Consider the following 20,095-nt stretch of genomic DNA (forward strand, 5'->3'; position numbering starts at 1 on the left):
GTTCGAGGTTGAAGTCGAAGCGAGGCCCCTCAAAATTGAGTTTAATGTCTGCTTTGGGTCGGGAGTGGTCTGTCGTCATAGACGGCTCCCGGCCATAAGCGGTCGGCGCTCTCAGCGCCTCCAAGTGACAGCCGCAAACTGAGAGCAGCAGCTCGACCTATGTATCGCGAATTGCCGGTCTTACTGAGATCAGGCACGTAGTCAGTCCAACAGGGAAATCCCCGCTTCCTGAAACCAGCCAGTAGCTTTGATTGCTTCGGCTGCGGCAGCGCGATTTCCGCCCATAAAATAAAGGTGTCATACTATAATTTCAAAAATTAAGGTACCAGACTGCAGTTTAAATGGCCAAATTGTAGTCTGACGCCTTTTTACTCCGCGAAAATCTAGGCCGTGCAGAGCCTTGCTTTCGCCAATTGACAGCGTACGCGACATCGATTTTTTCCGTCGAAATAAAGGTGTTTTCAAGTGCTCGGGCAATCGAAAGAGTTGGTATACCAATGAAAAACTGTTGTTCTTGGCTCCCGGAGGCAACTGCAATCGCTGGTATGGCGATCGGCGCAGGAGTGGCATTTCAGGGATGGCCGAATGTGGAGGGTCAAACTTGGCGGCCTGGGTTCAGGCGGTTGGATCTGTCGGAGCAATTCTTGTTGCGGTGTGGGTTGCCCATGATCAGCACCGCAAAGCTGAAGCGCGTGCGCTTCAGCAAGAGGCCCAGGAATTGAGGAACTTTCTGTCCGGCGTGCGCGAGGAATTACGAGTTCATTGGGAGATCTACCAAGAGCAGGTAGGAAATGATCTCGATGTGCACAAGGAGGGTATGCCTTTTTTGAATTGGTGGCCATTGCCAATGCAACCCTTCAAGTTCTACAGGGCTGGAATCGATAAAATTGGAAAGCTAAAAAGCGACGGCCTTCGGCGCGAGTTAATTCGGGTCAATGTCGTCGTGGAGGGGTTGTTAGCGACATATCAAACGCACAATAGTCTGCTAGATGCATATCAAAACAGAGCGACAGTACTAAGGGAGTCTGAGTCTGAGCCAAATCGGCTTGCTGCGCAGGAGGCCGAGGATGAATTAATTCAATATTCGAAATCTCTACTTGATCACCATCGGCAGGCTAAAAGAGACGTTTCGAACGTGGATGCGCTAATCAGCGGCGAGTTGAAATGACGCGAGCCGGATCATATAAAGATCGAATAAAGGTGTCATGCTAAAATTCAACTCGCCAAATTGTAGTCTGACACCTTTTTCGTGAGACCCCTCCCAGAAATATATGTGGAAATAATAGTTAAATTGCAGTCTGGCATGTATTTGTTGAGTGAAGCCGAGCGGCGTTCTTTGTTCACCAAAGAATGGAAAAGACTGGTATGGAGTCTCCGTGGTCGCTTAGCCAATTGTCAGTTGCGGCGGACTGTGTAATACGCCCGCTGGAAATACAGTGCCAGACTGAAATTGCGATCAGGCGAACTGGGGAAATTGCAGTCTGGCACCTTAATTTTTAATTTTGACGGCGGCTTCAGTTGGCGCAGCGCACCCTATCTTGGATGTTGGCATATCATCCGTCCGAATCTTCTAGAGAGTATGGAACTATAGAGTTCGAATCCGGGCTGTGGCACATCTAGTCGTGAGACATCCCTATATGTGGTGCGTTGGCGGGTGGCATCGATAGTGGACCACAAAGCGTCAAGTGGTCCCTGATTTCGAGTTGCGCGCGCGGTGTCTACGGTGATACTGGATGCTGCTACACCTGGATGTTAAATCTGACGAAAAGTGCTTGGCCACGGCTTTAACGGGAAAGCTGACATTGGTGATCCACGTTTTTGATCGAATAAGTAAGAAAAGAAAATGACAGCCAAAAAACAAGCGATCGTACTTATTCACGGTATTGGCGAACAGCGGCCAATGGGTACGGCAACGACGTTTGCGGAAACGATCGCCGGCGATGATAGGATTTATTATAAGCCTAGCAATTACGGTCTTCGGGGTGAGATCAACAAAATTTCAATTCAAAAGAATAAGAATAGACCGACGACTGATATTTATGAATATTATTGGGCGCACGAGTTCAGGGACAATAAGCTGTCAACAATCCATAATTGGCTTTTTCATCTGGTTGTTGAATGCGCAAAAAAACTGATCGGTCGGGCGACGTCATCGCCTGGCAGTTCCCAGGAAGAACCGCTGCCTGTTAGCAAGGAAGGGTGGGTCGTGTTTGTGGGCTGCGCGTATGGCGCAGCGCTGATCTTGATCGCCGCCCTAGCGATCTTCGCCTCCCAATCCCTGACATCGCTGGTGGTGGCGGCCATCGCCGGGTATGGCGTCTACAAGCTGTTGCTGAGCAATATCCTGCTCGGGTATCTCGCGGACGCAGCGAAGTATTTGTCTAACCATCCCGACAATATCAGTGCCAGGGAGCGCGTCCGCTCCGGCGCAATAAAGCTGCTTCGCGACCTGAACGAGAGTGAGGATTACGATAGAGTCTTGGTGGTGGGGCACAGCCTGGGATCTGTAATAGGTTCGGACGCGCTGACTCAGTATTGGCATGAGGTCTGTGATAAAACCACTCATCGCGCCGATGGCCGTATCGGCCTTAAAGAAAAATGCGATGCGTTCATCTTGCTGACGGAAAATCCGTCGCAGCCGAATTTCATTTCGCAGTTTCAGATGCATCAGCGTCTGATGCGCGAGGCATTGGTTGAGTCAGGTTGTCCATGGAAGATCACCGATCTGGTAACTATCGGTTCGCCCTTGTCCTTTGCGAACTTTCTTCTGGCTCGCAACGATCATGATTTTCGATCGAAGACCGCGAAAACACGGCAATTGCTGCTTTGTCCTCCGCCGGGCAGGGCGAAAGATCATTTGTATTTGGGCCCGCCGGAAGGCGTCCCGCCCAGATCCTCGCGATACCCGGCGGCCTCGACCGCGTTCTTGTATACCCGCTGGACGAATTTGTACGGCACGAAAGACCTGATCGGTGGCCGAATTGCGCCGCTCTATGGGATTGGGGTCCTGGACGTAAAGGTGAATAGCACCGGGCGCTTCAGAGCACATACCGAATATTTTTCCGGACGCTCCGAAAAGATCTCCAATCAATTGCGGTCCGCTTTGAAGCTGGAAACCGGCCTGCATAGGGATTAGTACTCCTATCTCAAGGTGTCAGGCACTAAGGCGCCCAGTCTGACACTCTTATAAAATCGAACAGACGGCGTCTGCGATCTAGCGCGAAAATACCTGTTTCCGGGGAAAAGCGTGCCCACCGGCCTACGCGCCATCCGTTCCGATAACACCATGCTTCAGGTGGACGCTATCGTCAATGCCGCAAACCCCTCGCTGCTGGGCGGTGGCGGCGTCGATGGCGCTATACATCGCGCCGCAGGCCCGGATCTTGTGCACGAATGCCGGCTGCTCGGCAGTTGCAAGACTGGCGACGCGAAGGTCACCAAGGCCTATCGTCTCTCCGTTCGGAATAAAGGTGTCAGACTACAATCTAACTCGCCAAATTGTAGTCTGACACCTTTTTTTTGACAGCCCGCGTATCCGAAAATTTTAGGTGCACCTAAACTTGTACAAGCGGCTTCTTCCCAAAGTGTAGGATTAGGCTAAATCTGTTTCAGGCAACAAACCTTAGCATGCATTATGTTGCCTATTTGGAGCTAGAATCATATGAGCAGTCCTTCATTTACTCCATCCCCGGAAACGCATGTAGGTGTTGGCGGCGATTTCGCACGCGTGTTTGACACTCAGGACTATCTGATCATGTTCAACTCACTTGATGAGGTGAGCGTGGTTCTTCGGGCACACATGATTCTGGAAGAATTTATTAATATTTGGTGCGGCCGAGTTACCGATACGGAAGACCTATTCGCCGGCACGTTTGTGCCGTTCAAAACTAAATTAATCGTTGCGCGAAATTTGGGCCTGGCTTCGGAGTATGAAGATATCCTTGATCGGTTCAATGAAATAAGAAACCGTTACTCGCACAGGCGCAAATACGCGCTTGAAGAGTCCAGGTTGAATAGCATTAAGGATAAAGTTAACGCTCTCCATTCAGAGCCACCCATGCTCCCGTGCGAGGAATATCACCTATATGCTCAGGGCCATGATCAGTTTGGTCGTCCGCAGGAGATCCGCCACGAGTGGTCTTCAACTGATATGAAGAAGAAGGTCCTTTTGGTTGTTGTGCAACTCGTCATGAAGCTTGTCCAGTGGATGCAGGTTGAGTTCAACCGCAGAGGCATCCAGTACAGCCTAGTGACTTGGCCCGCTGCAGAGCAGTCATCGTCTTTGGTCTCTTGAACTTCCACTTCGGGTCGTAAGCCGACTCACGGACAGTGGTTTCTGCGCTTGCTGCCATGACGGCGCTATTGGGGCGAAGTCCCTGCTTTGGAAAATAAGGAATCTACCGGCGGTTTATCCATTGAGCTTGCTGCTATATCAGCGATCTGATGGCACAGGCTCTCCACTCCGCCCATCAAATTCGATACCACCCAACCATCCAATGGCCTTGCCCCCGTAGCCCCAGGTTCATTCGCACTATTCCCCACAATCCTCGTAATAGCCCAAATCCCCGAGCAAGCCCGCTCAATCTTCCTCAAATCATCAAACCGCACAACACCAAACTCCGGATCATCCGGCGTGGCCCAGCGGTCATAGGTAAAAGGGTGGTCGCTCATTCGGACGCTCCGTTGCAGTTGACGCGATGAAAGAAAGAAGACCGCCATTGCGGCGGCCAGTTGTTCTGCCTTTCCGGCTGTCAACCCGGGCTATCCTTTGGACTACGCGGCGAGTATGCCCCGTTAGGCGACGGACGCGAAGCGGTTCCGTGCCAAATTGATCACGCTTTCTCTTAAGTAAGCGCAATCGAGGAGGACTGCTGATCAGGGAAGGATCAGCAGCCCACCACCAGCAAAAGCTATCTCTGGTTCATGCCAATCAGCCAAGCAAATCCCTACTCAGCGACGGCCGCCGGTGCCACCGGCACAAAAAACCGATCCTTCAACTCCTGCAATCCAATCCTCTCCAACATCTCCGTCAACCTCTCCGCAGGCTTCCGGGTCGGCAGATTCTTATACTGCGCCACGATCAGCTCATTCTTCATCGAATGCTCCCACCCGACCAACTCCGTCACGCTAACCTGATACCCATGCGCCTCAAGCTGTAAACACCGCAGCACATTCGTAATCTGGCTACCAAACTCCCGCGTATGCAGCGGATGCCGCCAAATCTCGGCCAGCGGATCAGCCAGCGCCTTGCCTTTATTCTTCCGTAGCACCGAAGCCACCTCCGCCTGGCAGCAAGGCACAACGACGATGTACTTAGCCTTCTTCTCCAACGCAAAGTGAATCGCGTCATCGGTGGCGGTATTACAAGCGTGCAGGGCGGTGACAACATCAATCGTCGCAGGCAACTTATCCGACGTGATCGATTCCGCCACAGAGAGATTCAAGAACGACATCCCGGCAAACCCCAACCGCTTCGCCAGTTCCTCTGACGACTTCACCAACTCCTCGCGAGTCTCGATCCCATAAATATGGGACCCATTCCCGACGGCATCCTTCTGTTCCTTGAAGAACAGGTCATACAGAATGAACCCCAGGTACGACTTACCAGCCCCATGATCGGCAAGCGTGACCGCGCCGCGTTCTTGTTGGACGTCTTTCAGCAGCGGCTCGATGAACTGAAACAGGTGATAGACCTGCTTCAATTTACGGCGGCTGTCCTGGTTCATCTTGCCGTCGCGGGTCAGGATGTGCAGGGCTTTGAGGAGTTCGACGGACTGGCCGGGGCGGATGTCGTGGGTTTTTTCTGACATGGGGGAAGGCAAAGCGCCCCGCTAGTGGCGGGGCGCGTAGTGGCGCGGAAAGCGTCAGTTTAACGAAAACGCTGACGTGGCCGCAGGGCGGCGGTAAAGCGGGTCTTAGCCGACGGTGGCAAAAACCGGTTCGCCCAGGTTCAGCATCAAACGATTTGCCCAGGCGAAGATCGCGTCCGAGTGCAGCAGGTCCAGCACTTCGCCTTCGCTCAAGCCCGCATCCTTCAATGCCTGGATGCTGTTGGCGTTGACGTCGGCCTGGGCTTCGGTGATCTGGATCGAGAACTGGGCAATCGCCAGTTCACGCGCCGTGGTGCCGGCGGTGTAGGGGTCTTCGAACACTTGCGCGATCACTTCATTACGCTTGGCCAGTTGTTCGAAGCGCTGCGCGTGGACGGATGCGCAGTACACGCAGCCGTTCACACGCGAGACGACCGTGGAGCCCAGCTCGCGTTCGGCGCGCGACAGGCCGCCTGGGGCGTACATGATGGCGTTGAAGGCGGTGGAGCGCTGGCGCAGGATTTCCGGTTGGTGGACCAGGAACAGGTAGTAGTCCGAGACCTTGGCCTTGGGGTGGCTTTCTTCCAGGACGGCGACTTGTTCCGGGGTGGCGGTGTCGACGTTGACGACGTCGAGCCATGCCTTCCACTCCAGCACTTCGTTGGTGAAGCCGTGGGCCTTGATGACAGCGCCGGGTTCGGTGGCGGTGGTGTTGGGTTCGAAGGGCGCGGGCGGGACGGCGTCGGCGCGGGGGGCTTGGCCTTCCAGGTCTTTCATCGCGGCCAGGCCCGCGACCAGACGGGTCTGGTACGACAGGAAGGCGATCAGTTGCGACAGGGTGACCACCGCAGGCGTGGTGACGCCGGCTGCGGGCAGGGTCTTGAGCGCGGCTTCGTCGCCTTCGACGGGGTTTTCGATCAGCTTGCGCGTGAATTCCAACACTGCAGCCAGGCGCGGGGTGGAGGCGTCTGACGGCTTGCCGGATTCAGCAACGGCGATGTCGGCGGGGGCAGCGTCCGTTTCCGCCAGGCGTGCGCGGTAGTGCGAGGCCAGCAGCGGCGACGGGCTGATGCGGGTGGCGTACAGCGCGACCAGCAGGCGTTCGGTCAGGGACAGGCCGGGCAGGGCGGGGTCGAACAGGGCGTCGTAGCTGCCTTGCGTGGCGGCGGCGACTTTTTCGCGTTGGTGGCGAACCTCAAAAGTTTTGCTGCCGGGGGTCAGGCCGACGAGCTTGTCGACCAGATCATTGACGGCGTCATAGACGATGGGTTGTTGTGCCATGGGGATGTTCTCCTTGGTGTCTGATCAGCCGGCGTTGCCGGAAGTGCTTGCCGAATCCGCGCCAGCCGAAGCCGCCCGGGCCTTCACCGCCGCGTCCAAAAACTTCTTCACACCTTCCCACGATTCCTGGTCGGCGCGAGCGTTGTCCTTGGGGTTCCCGCCGCTGGTGCTGATCTTGCCCGACACGGGGTGGGCGTAGACGAGCTGGGTGGTGGGCACGTACGGGAACAGGATCGAGTGGCCGCCGTTTTCGTAGTCCAGCCATTCGACCGGGTACGGGTGCTGCACTTCAGCCAGCTTGTCCTGCACCATCTTCGAATACAGGCTGGACGGCCACGAGCCGTCATCGGTAGCCGACAGCAGCATGACCGGGCCTTCGATGTCTTCCACGCGAATACGGGCGCGGGCCACGGCGTCGGGGTCTTGCAGCGCGGTCAGGATGGCTTTCTCGTGACGATGCGGCGAGGGGCCTTCGTCAAACGGCGCCCACGTCGCGGTACGGTTGTTTTCCCAGACGTGGGGGATGGGCTTGCCGCCCAGCAACCACGTGGGGCCTTCGCGGCCGATCTTGGGGTCGCAGGCGTTCTGGCCGCTGTGGACGACGGCGCCGGGTACGTAGGCGACGACGGCGGACACTTCCTTGGGGAAGGTGGCGCCCAAGAGCAGCACGAGTTCACCGCCGCGCGACTGGCCGCTGATGGCGACAAAGTCGTGCCTGGGTTGAACCTTTTTGCGCAGCCAGCGCAGGCCGGTCTGGAAGTATTCCAGCGGGGTGTTTGAGATGTAGTCGGACAGGCCCGGCGCCTTGAAGTAGGCCAGTGCAAAGGCGGCGTAGCCGCGGGATGCATACAGCGCTGCGCGCGGTTCGTTGATGCCGCCGCCGGACCCGTTCAGGATCATGACGGCGGGATGCGAACCCGGCTTGCTGCCTGCCGGCAGGTACAGCGTGCCGACCAGGCCTTCTTCGCGGACCTCGTGGCGGGTGACGCCGTCCAGCGCCAGCCGTTGCGTGAAGCTGGCTTGCGCCTGCGCGCCGGCCACGCGGGCGACCACGTCGGTGACGAGCGCATCAGTCACCGGGTGGTTGAAGTGTTCGCGGCTGGGCGAGTCCACGGGCGACTGCGACCAGATCAGGCCCATGGGGGCCAGACCCTTGTAGTCGCCCGAGACGGGCGCGTCGCGGGTAAGGTCGACGGCGCCGTCGTCGCCCGCCGTGTAGGCGGCCTGGGCTTGCCAGAGCACGCCGTTGCGGCGGGTCAGTGTGGTGATCTCCACCGTCTGGCCGGGTTCGACGTGTTCAACCCGGATCTGGCGCGGGACGTCGATCAGGGCGTCCGCGGGGGTGATGGTTAAGGTCGGCACCATGGCTTTACTTGCCCGTGTCCTTGGTGACCATCATGGCGGCCGTGCGGTCGCTGGTCATCGGGGTGACCTTCAGGCCCTTCTTGGTGGCCCAGATGTTCTTGTAGTGGTACAGCGGGATGATGCCGACGTCGTCAGCCACGATCTTGACGGAGTCGCGCAGGATGGCTTCACGCTTGGCGACGTCGAATTCCGAGGTGGATTGTTCCAGCGCGGCGTCTACCTTGGGGTTGGTGTAGTGGCCCCAGTTGGAAGCGCCCAGGCCCTTCTTGGCGTCGACGGTGGCCAGGATGTTGACCAGCGCGTAGCTGGCTTCACCCGTGCCGTTGCCCCATGCCAGCATGCTGACGGCGAATTCGTTCTTGTTTGCGCGGCCCGAATACACGGCCCACGGCACGACTTCCACTTGGGTCTTCACGCCGATGCGGGTCCAGAACTGCGCAACCGCCTGGGCCGTTTCCGGACCTTGCGGGTAGCGGTCGTTCGGCACGTGCATGGTCAGCTTGAAGCCGTCGGGGAAGCCCGCTTCGGCCAGCAGCTTCTTGGCTTGTTCGACGTCGTTGGGGATGTCCTTGACGTCGGGGTTGTAGCCGAAGGTGCCCTTGGGCATCCACTGGTTGGCTTCGGTGGCGGCGCCTTGCAGGATGCGGTCGGAAATGGCCTTGCGATTGATCGCCAGGTTCAGCGCCTTGCGCACGCGCAGGTCCAGCAGCGGGTTCTTGTCCAGCGGCTTGCCGTTGTTGTCGGTGATGTACTGGTTGGGCGCGGGGTTGAAGCTGGGTTGCAGGATCATGACGCGCAGGCCGTCGTACGGGTACACCGAGATGTTCGAGGCCTTTTGCAGCTTGGCCAGGTCCGACACCGAGACCTTGTCGATCACGTCCACATCGCCCGCCAAGAGGGCGGCGGTGCGGGAGGCGGCGTTGTTGATGTAGCGGTAGTTAACCTTGTCCCAGGTGGCTTTGTCGCCCCAGTAGCCGTCGTTGCGTTCCATGATGACGCGGTCGCCCGGCGTGTAGGACACGAACTTGTACGGGCCCGTGCCGATGACGGCCTTGCCCGAGTTGTAGTCTTCGGTGGTCGACTTTTCACCGACGTGCTTGCTGACGACGTGCACCGACGCCAGGTTCAGCGGCAGGTCGGGGTTGGGGGCCTTGGTCTTGACGATCAAGGTCAGCGGGTCCTTGGCGGTCATCGTGTCGATGGTGCGCAGGTAGCCGGCGTAGGTTGCCACGCTGCCCGGCACGGCGCGCGCGCGGGTGTAGGAATAGATCAGGTCGTCGGCGGTGAACGGCGTGCCGTCCTGCCACTTGACGCCTTCACGCAGCTTGAATTCCCAGGTGGTGTCGTCCAGCGGCTTCCAGCTGACCGCCAGGCCCGGCTGCAGCTTGTTCCACTTGTTCTCGATCAGCAGGTCCCAGAAGTGCAGGGCCACCGAGCGGTCGCCGGCGTGGTTGTTCAACTGCGGGTCCAACGACGACAGCGGGTCGGCAAAGCCGATCGTCAGGTTGTCGGCGGAAGCGGCGGCGGATGCGCCGAGGATGGCGGCGGTCAGGGTCGAAAGAATCAAGCGTTTCATGTTCGGGGTCCTTGGTAGGGGGGGAACGAAGTGCAGTGTTCCGAAGGCTGCGCTGTGTTTGCGTACAACGCAGCCGATTAGGTTCAGGCCATGTCGTTCAAATGACAGGCGCTTAAATGGTTGATGGCGATTCCCTTCAACGTGGGAACCTCGGTCTTGCAGCGCGGCATCGCATGCGGACATCGCGGATGGAAATGGCAGCCGCCGGGCGGGTTCAGCGGGCTGGGAATCTCGCCCTTGATCGCGGTAAAGATCTTGTGGCGCGATTTCAGGCTGGGGATCTCCGCCAGCAGGGCTTGCGTGTACGGGTGGTTGGGGCGCTGGAAGACTTCTTCCACCGTTGCCGTTTCCACGACGCGGCCCAGGTACATGATGACGACGCGGTCGGACAGGTGCTCCACCACGCCCAGGTCATGGCTGATGAACAGGTACGTCAGGTTCAGTTCTTCGCGCAGGTCCATGAAAAGATTCAGGATCTGCGCCTGGATCGACACGTCCAGCGCGGCCACGGCTTCGTCGCAGACCAGCATGGACGGTTGCACGGCAAGTGCGCGGGCGATGCCGATGCGCTGGCGTTGGCCGCCACTGAACTGGTGCGGATAGCGTTGGCGAAGCGCAGGGTCCAGGCCGGCGCGTTCCAGCTGGGCGCTGACGTAGTCGTCAAAGCCCGCGTTGTCGACCAGGCCGTGGATGCGGGCCGCTTCGCCGACGATTTCGTCCACGCGCAGGCGCGGGTTGAGACTCGCGTACGGGTCCTGGAAAATCATCTGCACGGTCAGGCGCGCGGCGTGGGCGGCGGCCGAGTTCATGTCCGACGGGCGCACGCCGTTGATGCGGACTTCGCCGCCCGACGGCGTCAACAGGCCCGCTGCGATGCGGCCCAGCGTGGACTTGCCGCAGCCGGATTCTCCGACCAGGCCAACCACTTCGCCAGGGTTCACGATCAGGTCGACGTTGTCCACGGCGCGCGTGATGGCGGGCGGCTTGGACAAGCCCAGCTTTTGCATGGCGCGGCCGGCGGCGCCGATCTTGCGTTCGCCAAAGCGCTTACTGACTTGCGCAAGGTCAATCAGCGGGGTGGGGGCGGCTGATAGAGTCATGCCGTTACCTCGCTGGTTTGGATCGTGGGATGGAAGCAGCGCACTTTATGTTCGGGCAAGGCTTGGGTAATGCCGGGTTGCTGACCACAGGCGGCGGTGGCGCGCGAGCAGCGCGCGGAAAACGCACAGCCGGCGGGCAGGTGCAGCAGGTTGGGCGTCATGCCGGGAATCTGGCGCAGGCGCTGCCCGCGCTGGTTGTTGCTGGGCAGGCTGTCGATCAGGCCCACCGTGTAGGGATGCTGCGGACGGTCCAGCACGTCGTCGACCTTGCCGTGTTCGACGATGCGGCCGGCGTACATCACGGCCACGTCGTCGGCCAAGCCGGCCACGACGGACAGATCATGCGTGATCCAGATCAGGCTGGTGCCGTGTTGCTGCGCCAGCTTTTGCACTTCGGACAGGATCTGCGCCTGGATGGTGACGTCCAGCGCGGTGGTGGGCTCATCCGCGATGATCAGGTCGGGGCGGTGCAGCATGGCAATGGCAATGGCCACGCGCTGGCGCATGCCGCCCGACAACTGATGCGGGTAGGCCAACAGGCGCTCTTCCGGGCTGGGAATACCCATCATGCCCAGCGTGTCGCGGGCCAGGGTACGGGCTTGAGCCTTGCTCATCTTGTTGTGGGCGCGCACCGTTTCGATCATCTGCACGTCCACCCGCAAGACGGGGTTCAGCGTCATCATCGGATCCTGGAAGATCATGGCGATGCGGTTGCCCTGCAACTTGCGCAGCTCGCGGGGCGACAACTTGGTCAGGTCGCGGCCCTGGAACAGGACTTCGCCGCCGACGATGCGGCCCGGCGCGTCCACCAGGCCCATGATGGAAAAGCCGGTGACGGATTTGCCCGAGCCGGATTCGCCGACCAGGCCCAGGATCTTGCCGCGCTCCAGCGTGAACGACACGTCGTCCACTGCGGGCAGCACGCCCGCGCGGGTATGGAAGTGGGTGCGCAGGTTGCGCACCTCAAGCGTGGCCGGCGCGCCGGTGGCGGTGCGGTCGGTCATTTGTGGGTCCTCGGGTTCAGCACGTCGCGCAGGCGGTCGCCCACCAGGTTGATGGCGACGATGGTGATCAACAGCGCGATGCCGGGGTAGAAACTGATCCAGTATTCGCCGGACAGCATGTATTGGAAGCCGTTGGAAATCAGCAGGCCCAGCGACGGTTCCGTCACGGGCACGCCCAGGCCCAGGAAGCTCAGGGTGGCTTCCAAGGTAATGGCGCGCGCGATCTGCAGGGTGCCGATCACGATCAGCGGCGGCAGGCAGTTGGGCAGGATGTGCTTCAACATGATCCGCCAGTTGGGGATGTCCAGGCAGCGGGCGGCTTCCACGTATTCGCGGCGGCGTTCCACCAGGGCCTGGCCGCGCGCGGTGCGGGCGTAGTAGGCCCATTCCAGGATCACCAGCGTCAGCACCACGTTGCCCACGCCTTTGCCCAGGTAGGCCAGGATCATCATGGCCACCAGGATCGACGGGAACGACAAGATCAGGTCGACCAGGCGCATGATGATGGCATCGACCTTGCCGCCCGCGTAGGCGGCAAGCAGGCCCAGCAGCGTGCCGACAATACCGGCGATCACGGCCGAACCCACGCCCACCATCAGGCTGATGCGCAGGCCATACAGAATGCCGGACAAGAGGTCGCGACCCTGGCCGTCAGTGCCCAGCCAGTAGTGGAATGTGCCCAGGCCGTTCATGGAACCCGGCGTCATGCGGGAATCCAGCACGTCGATCTGCAGCAGGTCGTACGGGTTCTGCGGCGAGATCCACGGCGCGAAGATCGCGGCCAGGATCAGCAGCGTGGCGATGACCAGACCAAACACCGCCGTCTTGGACGACAGGAATTCGGTCAGGTTACGGCGCCAGGGCGATTCGCGGCGCAGGGCGGGCGCGGGCGTCGGAGTAGAAGTGGCGCTCATGCCGAGCCCTCCAGCCGTACCCGGGGGTCCAGCACTTTATAAAGAATGTCCACGATCAGGTTCAGCGTTACGAACAGGCACACGACCACGATCAGGTAGGCGACGATCACGGGGCGATCCAGCGCGTTCAGGCTGTCCAGGATCAGCTTGCCGGCGCCGGGCCAGGAAAAGATGCTTTCCGTGATGACGGCAAACGCAATGGTCGAACCCAGTTCCAGGCCCAGCACGGTGACCAGCGGGATCATCGTGTTGCGCAACACGTGCACACAGACCACGCGGAACGGCGACAGGCCCTTGGCGCGGGCGAACTTCACGAAGTCCAGCGGGATCACGTCGCGCACGCCGGCGCGCGTCAGGCGGATGACCAAAGAAATCTTGAACAGCGACAGGTTCAGCGCCGGCAGGATCAGGTGGCGCCAGCCATCGGCCGTCAGCCACGACCACTGGAAGCCCAGGAACTCCACCGTCTGTCCGCGGCCGCTGGCGGGCAGCCAGCCCAGCGACACGCTGAACGTCATGATCAGCATCAACGCCACCCAGAAGGTGGGCAATGAGAAGCCGACGATGCTGCCAGCCATGATCATCTTGGAAAAGCGGCTGTCGGGATACAGGCCTGCCACCAGGCCCAGCGGCAGGCCGATGATGACGGCCAGCAGCAGGGCGCTGATCGCCAGTTCCAGGGTGGCCGGCAGGCGCTGGATCACCAGTTCGATGGCGGGGATGTTGTAGACGAAGCTGTTGCCCAGGTTGCCGTGCAGCGCCCCGTTCAAAAAGCCCAGGTACTGCTGCCACAAGGGCTTGTCCAGACCCAGTTCCGCGATGATGCGGGCGCGGTCCACCTGGTCGACGTCCTGGCCGATCAGGATGTCCACGGGGTTGCCGATGGCGTGCAGGCCCACGAAGACGATCAGCGTCATCAAGAAAACAACCACGACGGCTTGCGCCACGCGGCGTAGCAACCAGCCGGTCATTGCGCGGTCTCCGCCTGCGGTGCCGGGGCCGGGGCGGGCGGCGGGGCCGGCGTCCATTCATCGCCGAACACTTCCGGTTCGGAAAACGCTTCCATATTCGCGTAGTACGTTTCGACGTCCTCGCGGTAGAACAGGCCCGCGATGCCTTGCGCCAGGCGCTTGGCGCCGTCGCTGATGGCGGGGATGTCGCCCGAGATCGTGCCTTGCGTCAGCGCGGCCGGGTACGAGAAGCAGTGCACGCGGTCCAGGCCCGGGCAGGCGCCGGGGACCTTTTCCTGCAGTTCGAAGACGGCGCCCAGGTCGGGCGAATCGTGCAGTTCCTGGTCTTCTTCGCCTGCGGGCGGAGTGAAGCGGTCGCCCCAGTTGCGCACGTGGGGCGCCAGCGGCGCGAATTCCGGGCGCACGGTCCAGTCGATGCGGAAGCCCGTCGAGAAGATCAGGAAGTCCAGCACGAACACACCCTTGGGCGTGGTGACGTGGATCTCGTCGCCGACCATTGCCAGGTCCTGCACGCCACAGCCCAGGTTGAAGCGGGCGTTGGGGAAGCGAGACACGCGCAAGGTGCTGCCGCGCGGGGGCGGCACTTGCGCGGCGTTGATGTAGTGGCGGATCTTCCACTTCCACTCGTCGGGCAGCGTCAGGTGGCCGTGGGTCAGGCCCGGGTTGCCTGCGCCTTTGCCCTTGTTCACGCGCGGAATGTCGTTGCGGCGGATCAGCAGGTCGACGCTGGCGGCGCCGGCTTCCAAGGCGGTCGCGGCGCTGTCCATGGCGGACGCGCCTGCGCCCACGACGCCGACGCGCTTGCCGGCCAACGTGGCGTAGTCCATCACGTCGGACGAATGCGCCCAACGGTCGCGCGGCAACTTCTTTGCAAAATCAGGTACATAGGCGCCGCCCAGGCCGTCGCGGCCGGTGGCCAGCACGACGCGGCGCGCCAGCACCGTGCTGCGGCCGGCGGGGGATTCGATGTCAAGCTGCACCAGGCGGTCGGTGCGCGGCTGCACGGACAACACGCGGTGTTCGTTGCGCACGTCCAGGTTCAGCACGCGGCGATACCAGCGCAGGTAGTCCATCCACTGCAGGCGCGGGATCTTGTCCAACGCTTCCCATTCAGCCGAGCCGAATTGCGCTTCGAACCAGGCGCGGAACGTCAGTGCCGGCAAGCCCAAAGCAGGGCCCGTCAATTGTTTGGGCGAGCGCAGCGTTTCCATGCGGGCGGTGGTGGCCCAGGGGCCCTCATAGCCTTCGGGCGCCTGATCGAAGATCGGCGCGGCGATGCCCAGATGCGTCAAAGACGCCGCGGCAGCCAAACCGGCCATGCCGCCGCCGATGACGACCACGTCCAGGACTTGCTGGCCGTCCACCAGGCGCGGCGCGACCCAGCTCTTGGCGGGAATTTCCAGCCAGGACAGGTCTTGCCGCAGGCGCGCTTCCAGCGCGGCTAAGCCTTGCGGCGGGGTGGCAACAGGCAGATTCATAGTGCGGGGGTTTCCATAACAGGGGCGTCATCACCGTAAATCGACTGCAACAGCGCTGAGTGCTCGCACGCGTCGTGCAGCACAAAGCCGGGCAGCAGGGCGGCGGCGGCATTGGCCAGCGCGTCGGCCATGGCCTGGCAGGCCGGCGTCAGGGGTTGCGACTGCGGGGTGATGACCCCAAAGAAAAAGGGGATGTCCAGGTCGATGGGCCGAATTGCCACGCCCGGCATCGGGACGCCGTAAGCGGTAATCGGTTCCAGCACCGACACGCCAAGTCCGGCGCGCACGGCGGCCAGGGCGTTGACGGACGAATTGGTTTCGATGGTGCCTGGCGCATTACCGTCCGGGGCCAGCGCGGCATCCAGCCGGCGGCGCAGGCGATAGGGATTGGCCATGGTGATCAGGCGGCGTCCGGCAAGCGCCGTGACGGGCACCACATCGAGAGCGGCCAGCGCGTCGTCTTCCGGCAGCGCGACGACACAGGGTGCCTGCCCGATCCAATGCACGTTCAGGCCGCGATGCTCCAGCGGCAAGCTGGTGGCGCCCAACTGCGCGGCGCCGCTCAAGACGGCGTGCACGACACGTTCGGGTGAAGCGCTGCGCACCTGGATGCGTGTGCCGGTGGTCTGGGATTCAATGCGCTTGAGCGCGTCGGGCAACAACCCGGCAGCCAGGGCAGAGGTGGCGGCCAGCAGCAGCGGCTTGGCTTGCCCGCGGGCGATCTCTTCGGCGCGGCCGCGGATCTGCTGCAGGCTGGCCAACGCGCGTTCCACGTCGTCATACAGCAAGAAGCCTTGCTCGGTCGGCGTCACGCGGGGGCCGCTGCGGCTGAAGAGCGCGTAGCCGATCTCGGCTTCCAGCTCTTGCAGCAGGCGGCTGATGGCCGGCTGCGAACGCCCAAGCAAACGCCCGGCAGCGGTGACGCTGCCTGTAGACATGACGGCCGCGAAGGCCTCGAGTTGACGTAGTTCCATCTGTCTTGCTTTATGCTCAGAGCGAATTCTTGCCCGGCAAGTATGCGCGCTGCAAATAGTTAAAAGGCATAAGTAAATTCCCTAAGTGGGGATTTCCTGATGCCTTTTCATTACTTCCAGTTATTTCAAGGGCTTAGCGGGTTTTCCCTAAAGGCGTTTTCTGGGCGCGGGGAAATTTGGCGTGACCTTGGCGTGAGATTTCAGGCGGCTGCAGGCGGGCCGCCAGCATGCAAAGCGAGGCCCCGTGGGATGGGGGCCTGCGGGGCGTCCTGCCGGCTAGACAATAAGAAAGGGCAGCAGGATGATGCCGTGAAGCAGTACGAATGCGCCGAATATTGCCATGTGAGGTCTCCTGGTTCTGACGAGTCGTTGCCACTTCAACGGTTGACGGGGCGGGCGGGATTGCCCACCACGGTTGCGCCGGCGGCAATATCGCGGGTGACCACGCTGCCCGCGCCAATGATCGCATCATCCCCAACCGTTATGCCGGGCAAGATTAGCGCGCCAGCGCCGATCCAGACATTCGCGCCGATGCGGACCGGGCGGCCGAACTCCAGTCCCGCGTTGCGGGTGGCAGCATCGCGCGGGTGGTCCGCGGCCAGGATCTGCACGCCGGGCCCGATCTGGGTCCGGTCGCCGATGGTCACCTCGACCACGTCCAGAATCACGCAGTTGAAGTTCAGGAACACCCCGGCGCCCAGGTGGATATTGAAGCCGTAGTCGCAATGGAATGGCGGGCGCACCACGGCGCCTTCACCCACCGATCCCAGGCGTTCCCGCAAGAGCGCGAAGCGCGGCTCGGCAGGCTGGGCAAGGGCGGCGTTGTATCGCGCCAGCCACGCCATGGTGGCCGCTTGTTCCTGCTGGATTTCTGCGGCGGTGGGGTCGTACAGGGCACCCGAGCGCATTTTCTCGATCTCGCCGCTTACTTGTATAGGGGGCATGGAATTCCTTTGCCAAATCGGCATGCCTGGTGGATGGGTGAAGGGCTTGTTTGCGAACCCTTACATCGCTGTTACGACTCCGAAGATAGGATTCTCATAACTTAAAAATCGGAACGCATAATGAATAAGCAAAATCCCCCGCCCGAACCCAAAAAGCGACGCTGGCCATTTGGCAATTGGGAAGACCAGTCATAAACGCGCCGCCGCTGCCGCGCGCAAACACATCAATCAATAGTCATTCGGAGGCCTGATGGATTGCTCAGTCGAAGGAAAGGTTGCTTTTACCAACGGCCATTCGTACCACTTCGCCACCGTGGATGCTGCCTTGGCTTTTGCCGAGTGCGTAAAAAGCTCGCAGCAGCCTGATCAGTGTGCCGCCACGCATGGCAGTACGCAAATGGTGAAGCTGGAAGAGGTCAAGTCGAAAGAGGAAGAAGACGAAGAAGAGCGCGACCGCTAGGTCCGCCTTGCTTAATCAGTGCTTGGGCAACACGAATTCCACCCGGCGGTTCTGCGCGCGCCCCTTCGGATTGTCAGCGCCATTGGCCAACGCGTTGGGCTGCACGGGCCGGGTGTCCCCGTAGCCCTTGGCCGCCAGGCGCGCCTTATCCACGCCGTGATTCGCCAACCATTGCAAGACGGCGTTGGCCCGCTTCACTGACAGTGTCTGGTTATACGAGGCCGTGCCCTTGGAATCGGTGTGGCCCTCAATGGCGACGCGGCCGGCGGGGGCCGCCTGGATTGCCCGCGCAATATCCTGCAGGGCGGGCTCGGCGGTGGGCCGGATAGCGGCCTTGTCGAAATCGAACAGCACGTCGCCCAGCATCGATACCGTGACGGCGTCCTTGTCCTGCCGCACCGACAAGCCTTCGTGGCGGCCCGCCAGATCGCTTATCTGCGCGGATAGGTCCGAGACGCCCGCACCCGTGTCTGACGGGAATCCCTTCAAGTCCAATATGGTCGCCTGCAAGTCCAGGACTTCCGCCTTATACGGTGGCTCTTGCGCAGCGGCGCCGTGGGCCAAGATCAGTAGCGCTGCGGCCAGCGCGGCCGGAACATACCGGGCGGGGGCCATAATCAGCGGTCTGTGATATTGATGGCGTCGAAAGTCTCGACACCCGGTATGGTCAAGGACACCTCTGTAATGTCTTTGGGCGGCGCGGGGAATTTGCCCTGCCAGGCGCCCGCGATCGGCGCGTCTTTCGAGGTTTTCAGCACCAGTTTCGGATTGGTCAGCGGCTTATCGTTGCTGTCTTTCAGCAGCAGGTGCTTTTTATTGCCGGCGATTACATAGAAGCTGTCTTCGTAATCGTTTTTCGTGATCTGCGAATACACCATTTCCGTCTTGCCGGGCACGATCGGTTTGAACCGGACCTTAAGGGTCAGGATATCGCCGCTACGCACCGCTTCAACCACCTGGCCTTCGGCCGTGCCGGTTTCCGTCAGGCCCGTCGCCAGCGGTTTGGTGCCTGTGGCCTCGGTTGCGGCCTGGGCATGTGCGGCCTGGCTGAAACTGGCTAACGTCAACACTGCGCCCAACGCACAGGCCGCCACGGCGGGTCTGATGGGATTCACGATAAGCCTCCTTGATTGATCCGGTTGGATCAGACTCAAGCTATCGGCCTAATCCAATGGGCGATAGTCTGCTTTCGTGGCGCATATTTCAATGCGATTATTTTCCAAATCGTTACCGTGATAAGGAATGCGCAGCGGCCCTCGGAAGAGGGCGTGCAAGGGGAAGCGGGGGCACGCTGCGGGCCATAACGGAAACTGGATGGCCCGCGGCGCAAGAAACATGTGGTTGTATTCTTTCGCCGGCGGCCCATCGACGTGCCTGTTGATTAACCGGGCCTAACCGCCGCGATGTCCACCGTGATACCGGGGCGCGGACATATTGCGCGGGCTTTCTTTATGCTGGGCACTGGCCAGCGCCTTGCGCCGGGCCTCTTCTTGCAGATGATCCGCTTTGGCGCGGTCTTTTTCGGCGTGCGGGGAAACCGGAGCGTCGGGGGCGGCGGGGGCTTGCGGAGAGCGAGGGGTATGGGACGTCATGATGCGTACCTGTTCAGGTGACGCGGCATATGCCGTTCAAATACGGTACACCCGGGGCGGCAGGGATTCCAGCGGTCAATCGCAACAGCCCGCTTAGGGGGGAATTCGTATTTTGTTCCAACCCGGTAGACTGACGGGGCTGATGCGTGCATGGCGACACGCGGGCTATCCGGCCCGTGTGGGCGGCCGGCTTGATAACCATAATCGGGGGATCCGAATTCATGAAAATAAAAAAACTCATCGAAGAACGCCGCCAAGGCGAACGGGCTGCGGTCAGCGAGCGTGCCGACCCCTCGGATGCGGAATTGCTAGCCGCGCTGGACCAGTTGAATGGGGCGGAATTCAGCTCCATTGCGCTGGTGACGGAAGACGAAACCGTCATGGCGATCGGCGGCGGCGAGGGCGCCTATATCGTGTCCATCACCCTGGATGACGACGCCCGTATCTATACGCTGGTCGATCCCGCCAAATCCGAGGACCACGACCAGGACGTCGTGGTCGGCGGCCAGTCGGGCAGCTATCAGCAATACCAGTGCGTGGACCGCGAGCTTGCTCTGGCGGCGGTCAGGCATTTCCAGCAGGCGGGCGAGCCCTCTCCCGAGCTGCAGTGGGTCAGCGAATAGGCG

General features: G+C 60.9%; 19 protein-coding genes and 1 pseudogene. 6 read left to right on the plus strand and 14 right to left on the minus strand.

Features of this window, described 5'->3' with window-relative positions; translation table 11 throughout:
* The first annotated feature begins 400 nt into the window (after positions 1 to 400).
* From AC27VE_RS14595 to AC27VE_RS14610, 4 genes and pseudogenes are all read left to right on the plus strand, one after another.
* On the plus strand, positions 401 to 1,168 hold the full coding sequence (locus AC27VE_RS14595; RefSeq protein WP_488704265.1) for a hypothetical protein: 768 nt from the start codon (positions 401 to 403) through the stop codon (positions 1,166 to 1,168).
* 675 nt (positions 1,169 to 1,843) lie between these two features.
* A complete protein-coding gene (locus AC27VE_RS14600; RefSeq protein ID WP_488704266.1) occupies positions 1,844 to 3,136 on the plus strand; it encodes a hypothetical protein in 1,293 nt (430 codons plus the stop codon).
* A 150-nt stretch (positions 3,137 to 3,286) separates the two neighbouring features.
* A pseudogene (locus AC27VE_RS14605) lies at positions 3,287 to 3,463 on the plus strand (macro domain-containing protein); the annotation flags it as partial.
* Between the two features lie 198 nt (positions 3,464 to 3,661).
* Positions 3,662 to 4,294 (plus strand): hypothetical protein, encoded by a 633-nt coding sequence (locus tag AC27VE_RS14610; protein ID WP_315139131.1) that lies wholly within the window; start codon positions 3,662 to 3,664, stop codon positions 4,292 to 4,294.
* Positions 4,295 to 4,359: 65 nt separating this feature from the next.
* Here AC27VE_RS14610 and AC27VE_RS14615 read toward each other — a convergent pair whose 3' ends face one another.
* From AC27VE_RS14615 to AC27VE_RS14670, 12 genes are all read right to left on the minus strand, one after another.
* Entirely contained in the window at positions 4,360 to 4,671 is a 312-nt protein-coding gene (locus AC27VE_RS14615) for a hypothetical protein (RefSeq protein WP_488704267.1), read from the minus strand.
* 275 nt (positions 4,672 to 4,946) lie between these two features.
* The gene (locus AC27VE_RS14620) at positions 4,947 to 5,810 is read right to left on the minus strand and encodes a class I SAM-dependent methyltransferase (protein WP_488704268.1); all 864 of its coding nucleotides are present in this window, start codon (positions 5,808 to 5,810) and stop codon (positions 4,947 to 4,949) included.
* Between the two features lie 105 nt (positions 5,811 to 5,915).
* Positions 5,916 to 7,091 carry a CMD domain protein gene (locus tag AC27VE_RS14625; protein ID WP_488704269.1) on the minus strand — a complete coding sequence of 392 codons (1,176 nt, stop codon included), beginning with the start codon at positions 7,089 to 7,091 and terminating at the stop codon, positions 5,916 to 5,918.
* 24 nt (positions 7,092 to 7,115) lie between these two features.
* Positions 7,116 to 8,456: an acyl-CoA thioester hydrolase/BAAT C-terminal domain-containing protein gene (locus AC27VE_RS14630; RefSeq protein ID WP_488704270.1), complete on the minus strand. Its 1,341-nt coding sequence runs from the start codon at positions 8,454 to 8,456 to the stop codon at positions 7,116 to 7,118.
* Between the two features lie 4 nt (positions 8,457 to 8,460).
* Entirely contained in the window at positions 8,461 to 10,032 is a 1,572-nt protein-coding gene (locus tag AC27VE_RS14635) for an ABC transporter substrate-binding protein (protein WP_280025934.1), read from the minus strand.
* An 83-nt stretch (positions 10,033 to 10,115) separates the two neighbouring features.
* Entirely contained in the window at positions 10,116 to 11,132 is a 1,017-nt protein-coding gene (locus tag AC27VE_RS14640; protein ID WP_280025935.1) for an ABC transporter ATP-binding protein, read from the minus strand.
* Positions 11,129 to 12,136, minus strand: a complete 1,008-nt coding sequence (locus AC27VE_RS14645) for an ABC transporter ATP-binding protein (protein WP_006227051.1) — start codon at positions 12,134 to 12,136, stop codon at positions 11,129 to 11,131. The genes AC27VE_RS14640 and AC27VE_RS14645 overlap by 4 nt, the downstream gene beginning before the upstream one ends.
* The gene (locus AC27VE_RS14650) at positions 12,133 to 13,050 is read right to left on the minus strand and encodes an ABC transporter permease (protein ID WP_280025937.1); all 918 of its coding nucleotides are present in this window, start codon (positions 13,048 to 13,050) and stop codon (positions 12,133 to 12,135) included. Before AC27VE_RS14650 ends, AC27VE_RS14645 begins: the two co-directional genes overlap by 4 nt.
* The gene (locus AC27VE_RS14655; protein ID WP_006227053.1) at positions 13,047 to 14,021 is read right to left on the minus strand and encodes an ABC transporter permease; all 975 of its coding nucleotides are present in this window, start codon (positions 14,019 to 14,021) and stop codon (positions 13,047 to 13,049) included. Before AC27VE_RS14655 ends, AC27VE_RS14650 begins: the two co-directional genes overlap by 4 nt.
* On the minus strand, positions 14,018 to 15,499 hold the full coding sequence (locus tag AC27VE_RS14660) for a SidA/IucD/PvdA family monooxygenase (protein WP_488704271.1): 1,482 nt from the start codon (positions 15,497 to 15,499) through the stop codon (positions 14,018 to 14,020). Before AC27VE_RS14660 ends, AC27VE_RS14655 begins: the two co-directional genes overlap by 4 nt.
* Positions 15,496 to 16,473 (minus strand): LysR family transcriptional regulator, encoded by a 978-nt coding sequence (locus AC27VE_RS14665; RefSeq protein ID WP_488704272.1) that lies wholly within the window; start codon positions 16,471 to 16,473, stop codon positions 15,496 to 15,498. The genes AC27VE_RS14660 and AC27VE_RS14665 overlap by 4 nt, the downstream gene beginning before the upstream one ends.
* A 377-nt stretch (positions 16,474 to 16,850) precedes the next feature.
* Positions 16,851 to 17,417, minus strand: a complete 567-nt coding sequence (locus AC27VE_RS14670) for a sugar O-acetyltransferase (protein ID WP_488704273.1) — start codon at positions 17,415 to 17,417, stop codon at positions 16,851 to 16,853.
* A 250-nt stretch (positions 17,418 to 17,667) separates the two neighbouring features.
* Here AC27VE_RS14670 and AC27VE_RS14675 point away from each other — a divergent pair, with 250 nt between their 5' ends.
* A complete protein-coding gene (locus tag AC27VE_RS14675; protein ID WP_088587078.1) occupies positions 17,668 to 17,877 on the plus strand; it encodes a hypothetical protein in 210 nt (69 codons plus the stop codon).
* Positions 17,878 to 17,892: 15 nt separating this feature from the next.
* On the opposite strand, the gene AC27VE_RS14680 is transcribed toward AC27VE_RS14675, so the two are convergent.
* Both AC27VE_RS14680 and AC27VE_RS14685 read right to left on the minus strand, forming a co-directional pair.
* A complete protein-coding gene (locus AC27VE_RS14680) occupies positions 17,893 to 18,492 on the minus strand; it encodes an OmpA family protein (protein ID WP_488704274.1) in 600 nt (199 codons plus the stop codon).
* A 2-nt stretch (positions 18,493 to 18,494) separates the two neighbouring features.
* On the minus strand, positions 18,495 to 19,031 hold the full coding sequence (locus tag AC27VE_RS14685) for a hypothetical protein (protein ID WP_488704275.1): 537 nt from the start codon (positions 19,029 to 19,031) through the stop codon (positions 18,495 to 18,497).
* Between the two features lie 659 nt (positions 19,032 to 19,690).
* On the opposite strand from AC27VE_RS14685, the gene AC27VE_RS14690 reads away from it, so the two are divergent.
* On the plus strand, positions 19,691 to 20,092 hold the full coding sequence (locus AC27VE_RS14690) for an Imm1 family immunity protein (protein ID WP_488704276.1): 402 nt from the start codon (positions 19,691 to 19,693) through the stop codon (positions 20,090 to 20,092).
* Positions 20,093 to 20,095: the final 3 nt, after the last annotated feature.

This window comes from Achromobacter sp. 18P8.1.1 (genome assembly GCF_057799415.1).

Bases quoted from the DNA above. Each gene is read 5' to 3' on its own strand.
- AC27VE_RS14600 (WP_488704266.1), top strand. From the start codon at position 1,844: ATGACAGCCAAAAAACAAGCGATCGTACTTATTCACGGTATTGGCGAA.
- AC27VE_RS14610 (WP_315139131.1), top strand. From the start codon at position 3,662: ATGAGCAGTCCTTCATTTACTCCATCCCCGGAAACGCATGTAGGTGTT.
- AC27VE_RS14615 (WP_488704267.1), bottom strand. From the start codon at position 4,671: ATGAGCGACCACCCTTTTACCTATGACCGCTGGGCCACGCCGGATGAT.
- AC27VE_RS14620 (WP_488704268.1), bottom strand. From the start codon at position 5,810: ATGTCAGAAAAAACCCACGACATCCGCCCCGGCCAGTCCGTCGAACTC.
- AC27VE_RS14625 (WP_488704269.1), bottom strand. From the start codon at position 7,091: ATGGCACAACAACCCATCGTCTATGACGCCGTCAATGATCTGGTCGAC.
- AC27VE_RS14630 (WP_488704270.1), bottom strand. From the start codon at position 8,456: ATGGTGCCGACCTTAACCATCACCCCCGCGGACGCCCTGATCGACGTC.
- AC27VE_RS14635 (WP_280025934.1), bottom strand. From the start codon at position 10,032: ATGAAACGCTTGATTCTTTCGACCCTGACCGCCGCCATCCTCGGCGCA.
- AC27VE_RS14640 (WP_280025935.1), bottom strand. From the start codon at position 11,132: ATGACTCTATCAGCCGCCCCCACCCCGCTGATTGACCTTGCGCAAGTC.
- AC27VE_RS14645 (WP_006227051.1), bottom strand. From the start codon at position 12,136: ATGACCGACCGCACCGCCACCGGCGCGCCGGCCACGCTTGAGGTGCGC.
- AC27VE_RS14650 (WP_280025937.1), bottom strand. From the start codon at position 13,050: ATGAGCGCCACTTCTACTCCGACGCCCGCGCCCGCCCTGCGCCGCGAA.
- AC27VE_RS14655 (WP_006227053.1), bottom strand. From the start codon at position 14,021: ATGACCGGCTGGTTGCTACGCCGCGTGGCGCAAGCCGTCGTGGTTGTT.
- AC27VE_RS14660 (WP_488704271.1), bottom strand. From the start codon at position 15,499: ATGAATCTGCCTGTTGCCACCCCGCCGCAAGGCTTAGCCGCGCTGGAA.
- AC27VE_RS14665 (WP_488704272.1), bottom strand. From the start codon at position 16,473: ATGGAACTACGTCAACTCGAGGCCTTCGCGGCCGTCATGTCTACAGGC.
- AC27VE_RS14670 (WP_488704273.1), bottom strand. From the start codon at position 17,417: ATGCCCCCTATACAAGTAAGCGGCGAGATCGAGAAAATGCGCTCGGGT.
- AC27VE_RS14675 (WP_088587078.1), top strand. From the start codon at position 17,668: ATGGATTGCTCAGTCGAAGGAAAGGTTGCTTTTACCAACGGCCATTCG.
- AC27VE_RS14680 (WP_488704274.1), bottom strand. From the start codon at position 18,492: ATGGCCCCCGCCCGGTATGTTCCGGCCGCGCTGGCCGCAGCGCTACTG.
- AC27VE_RS14690 (WP_488704276.1), top strand. From the start codon at position 19,691: ATGAAAATAAAAAAACTCATCGAAGAACGCCGCCAAGGCGAACGGGCT.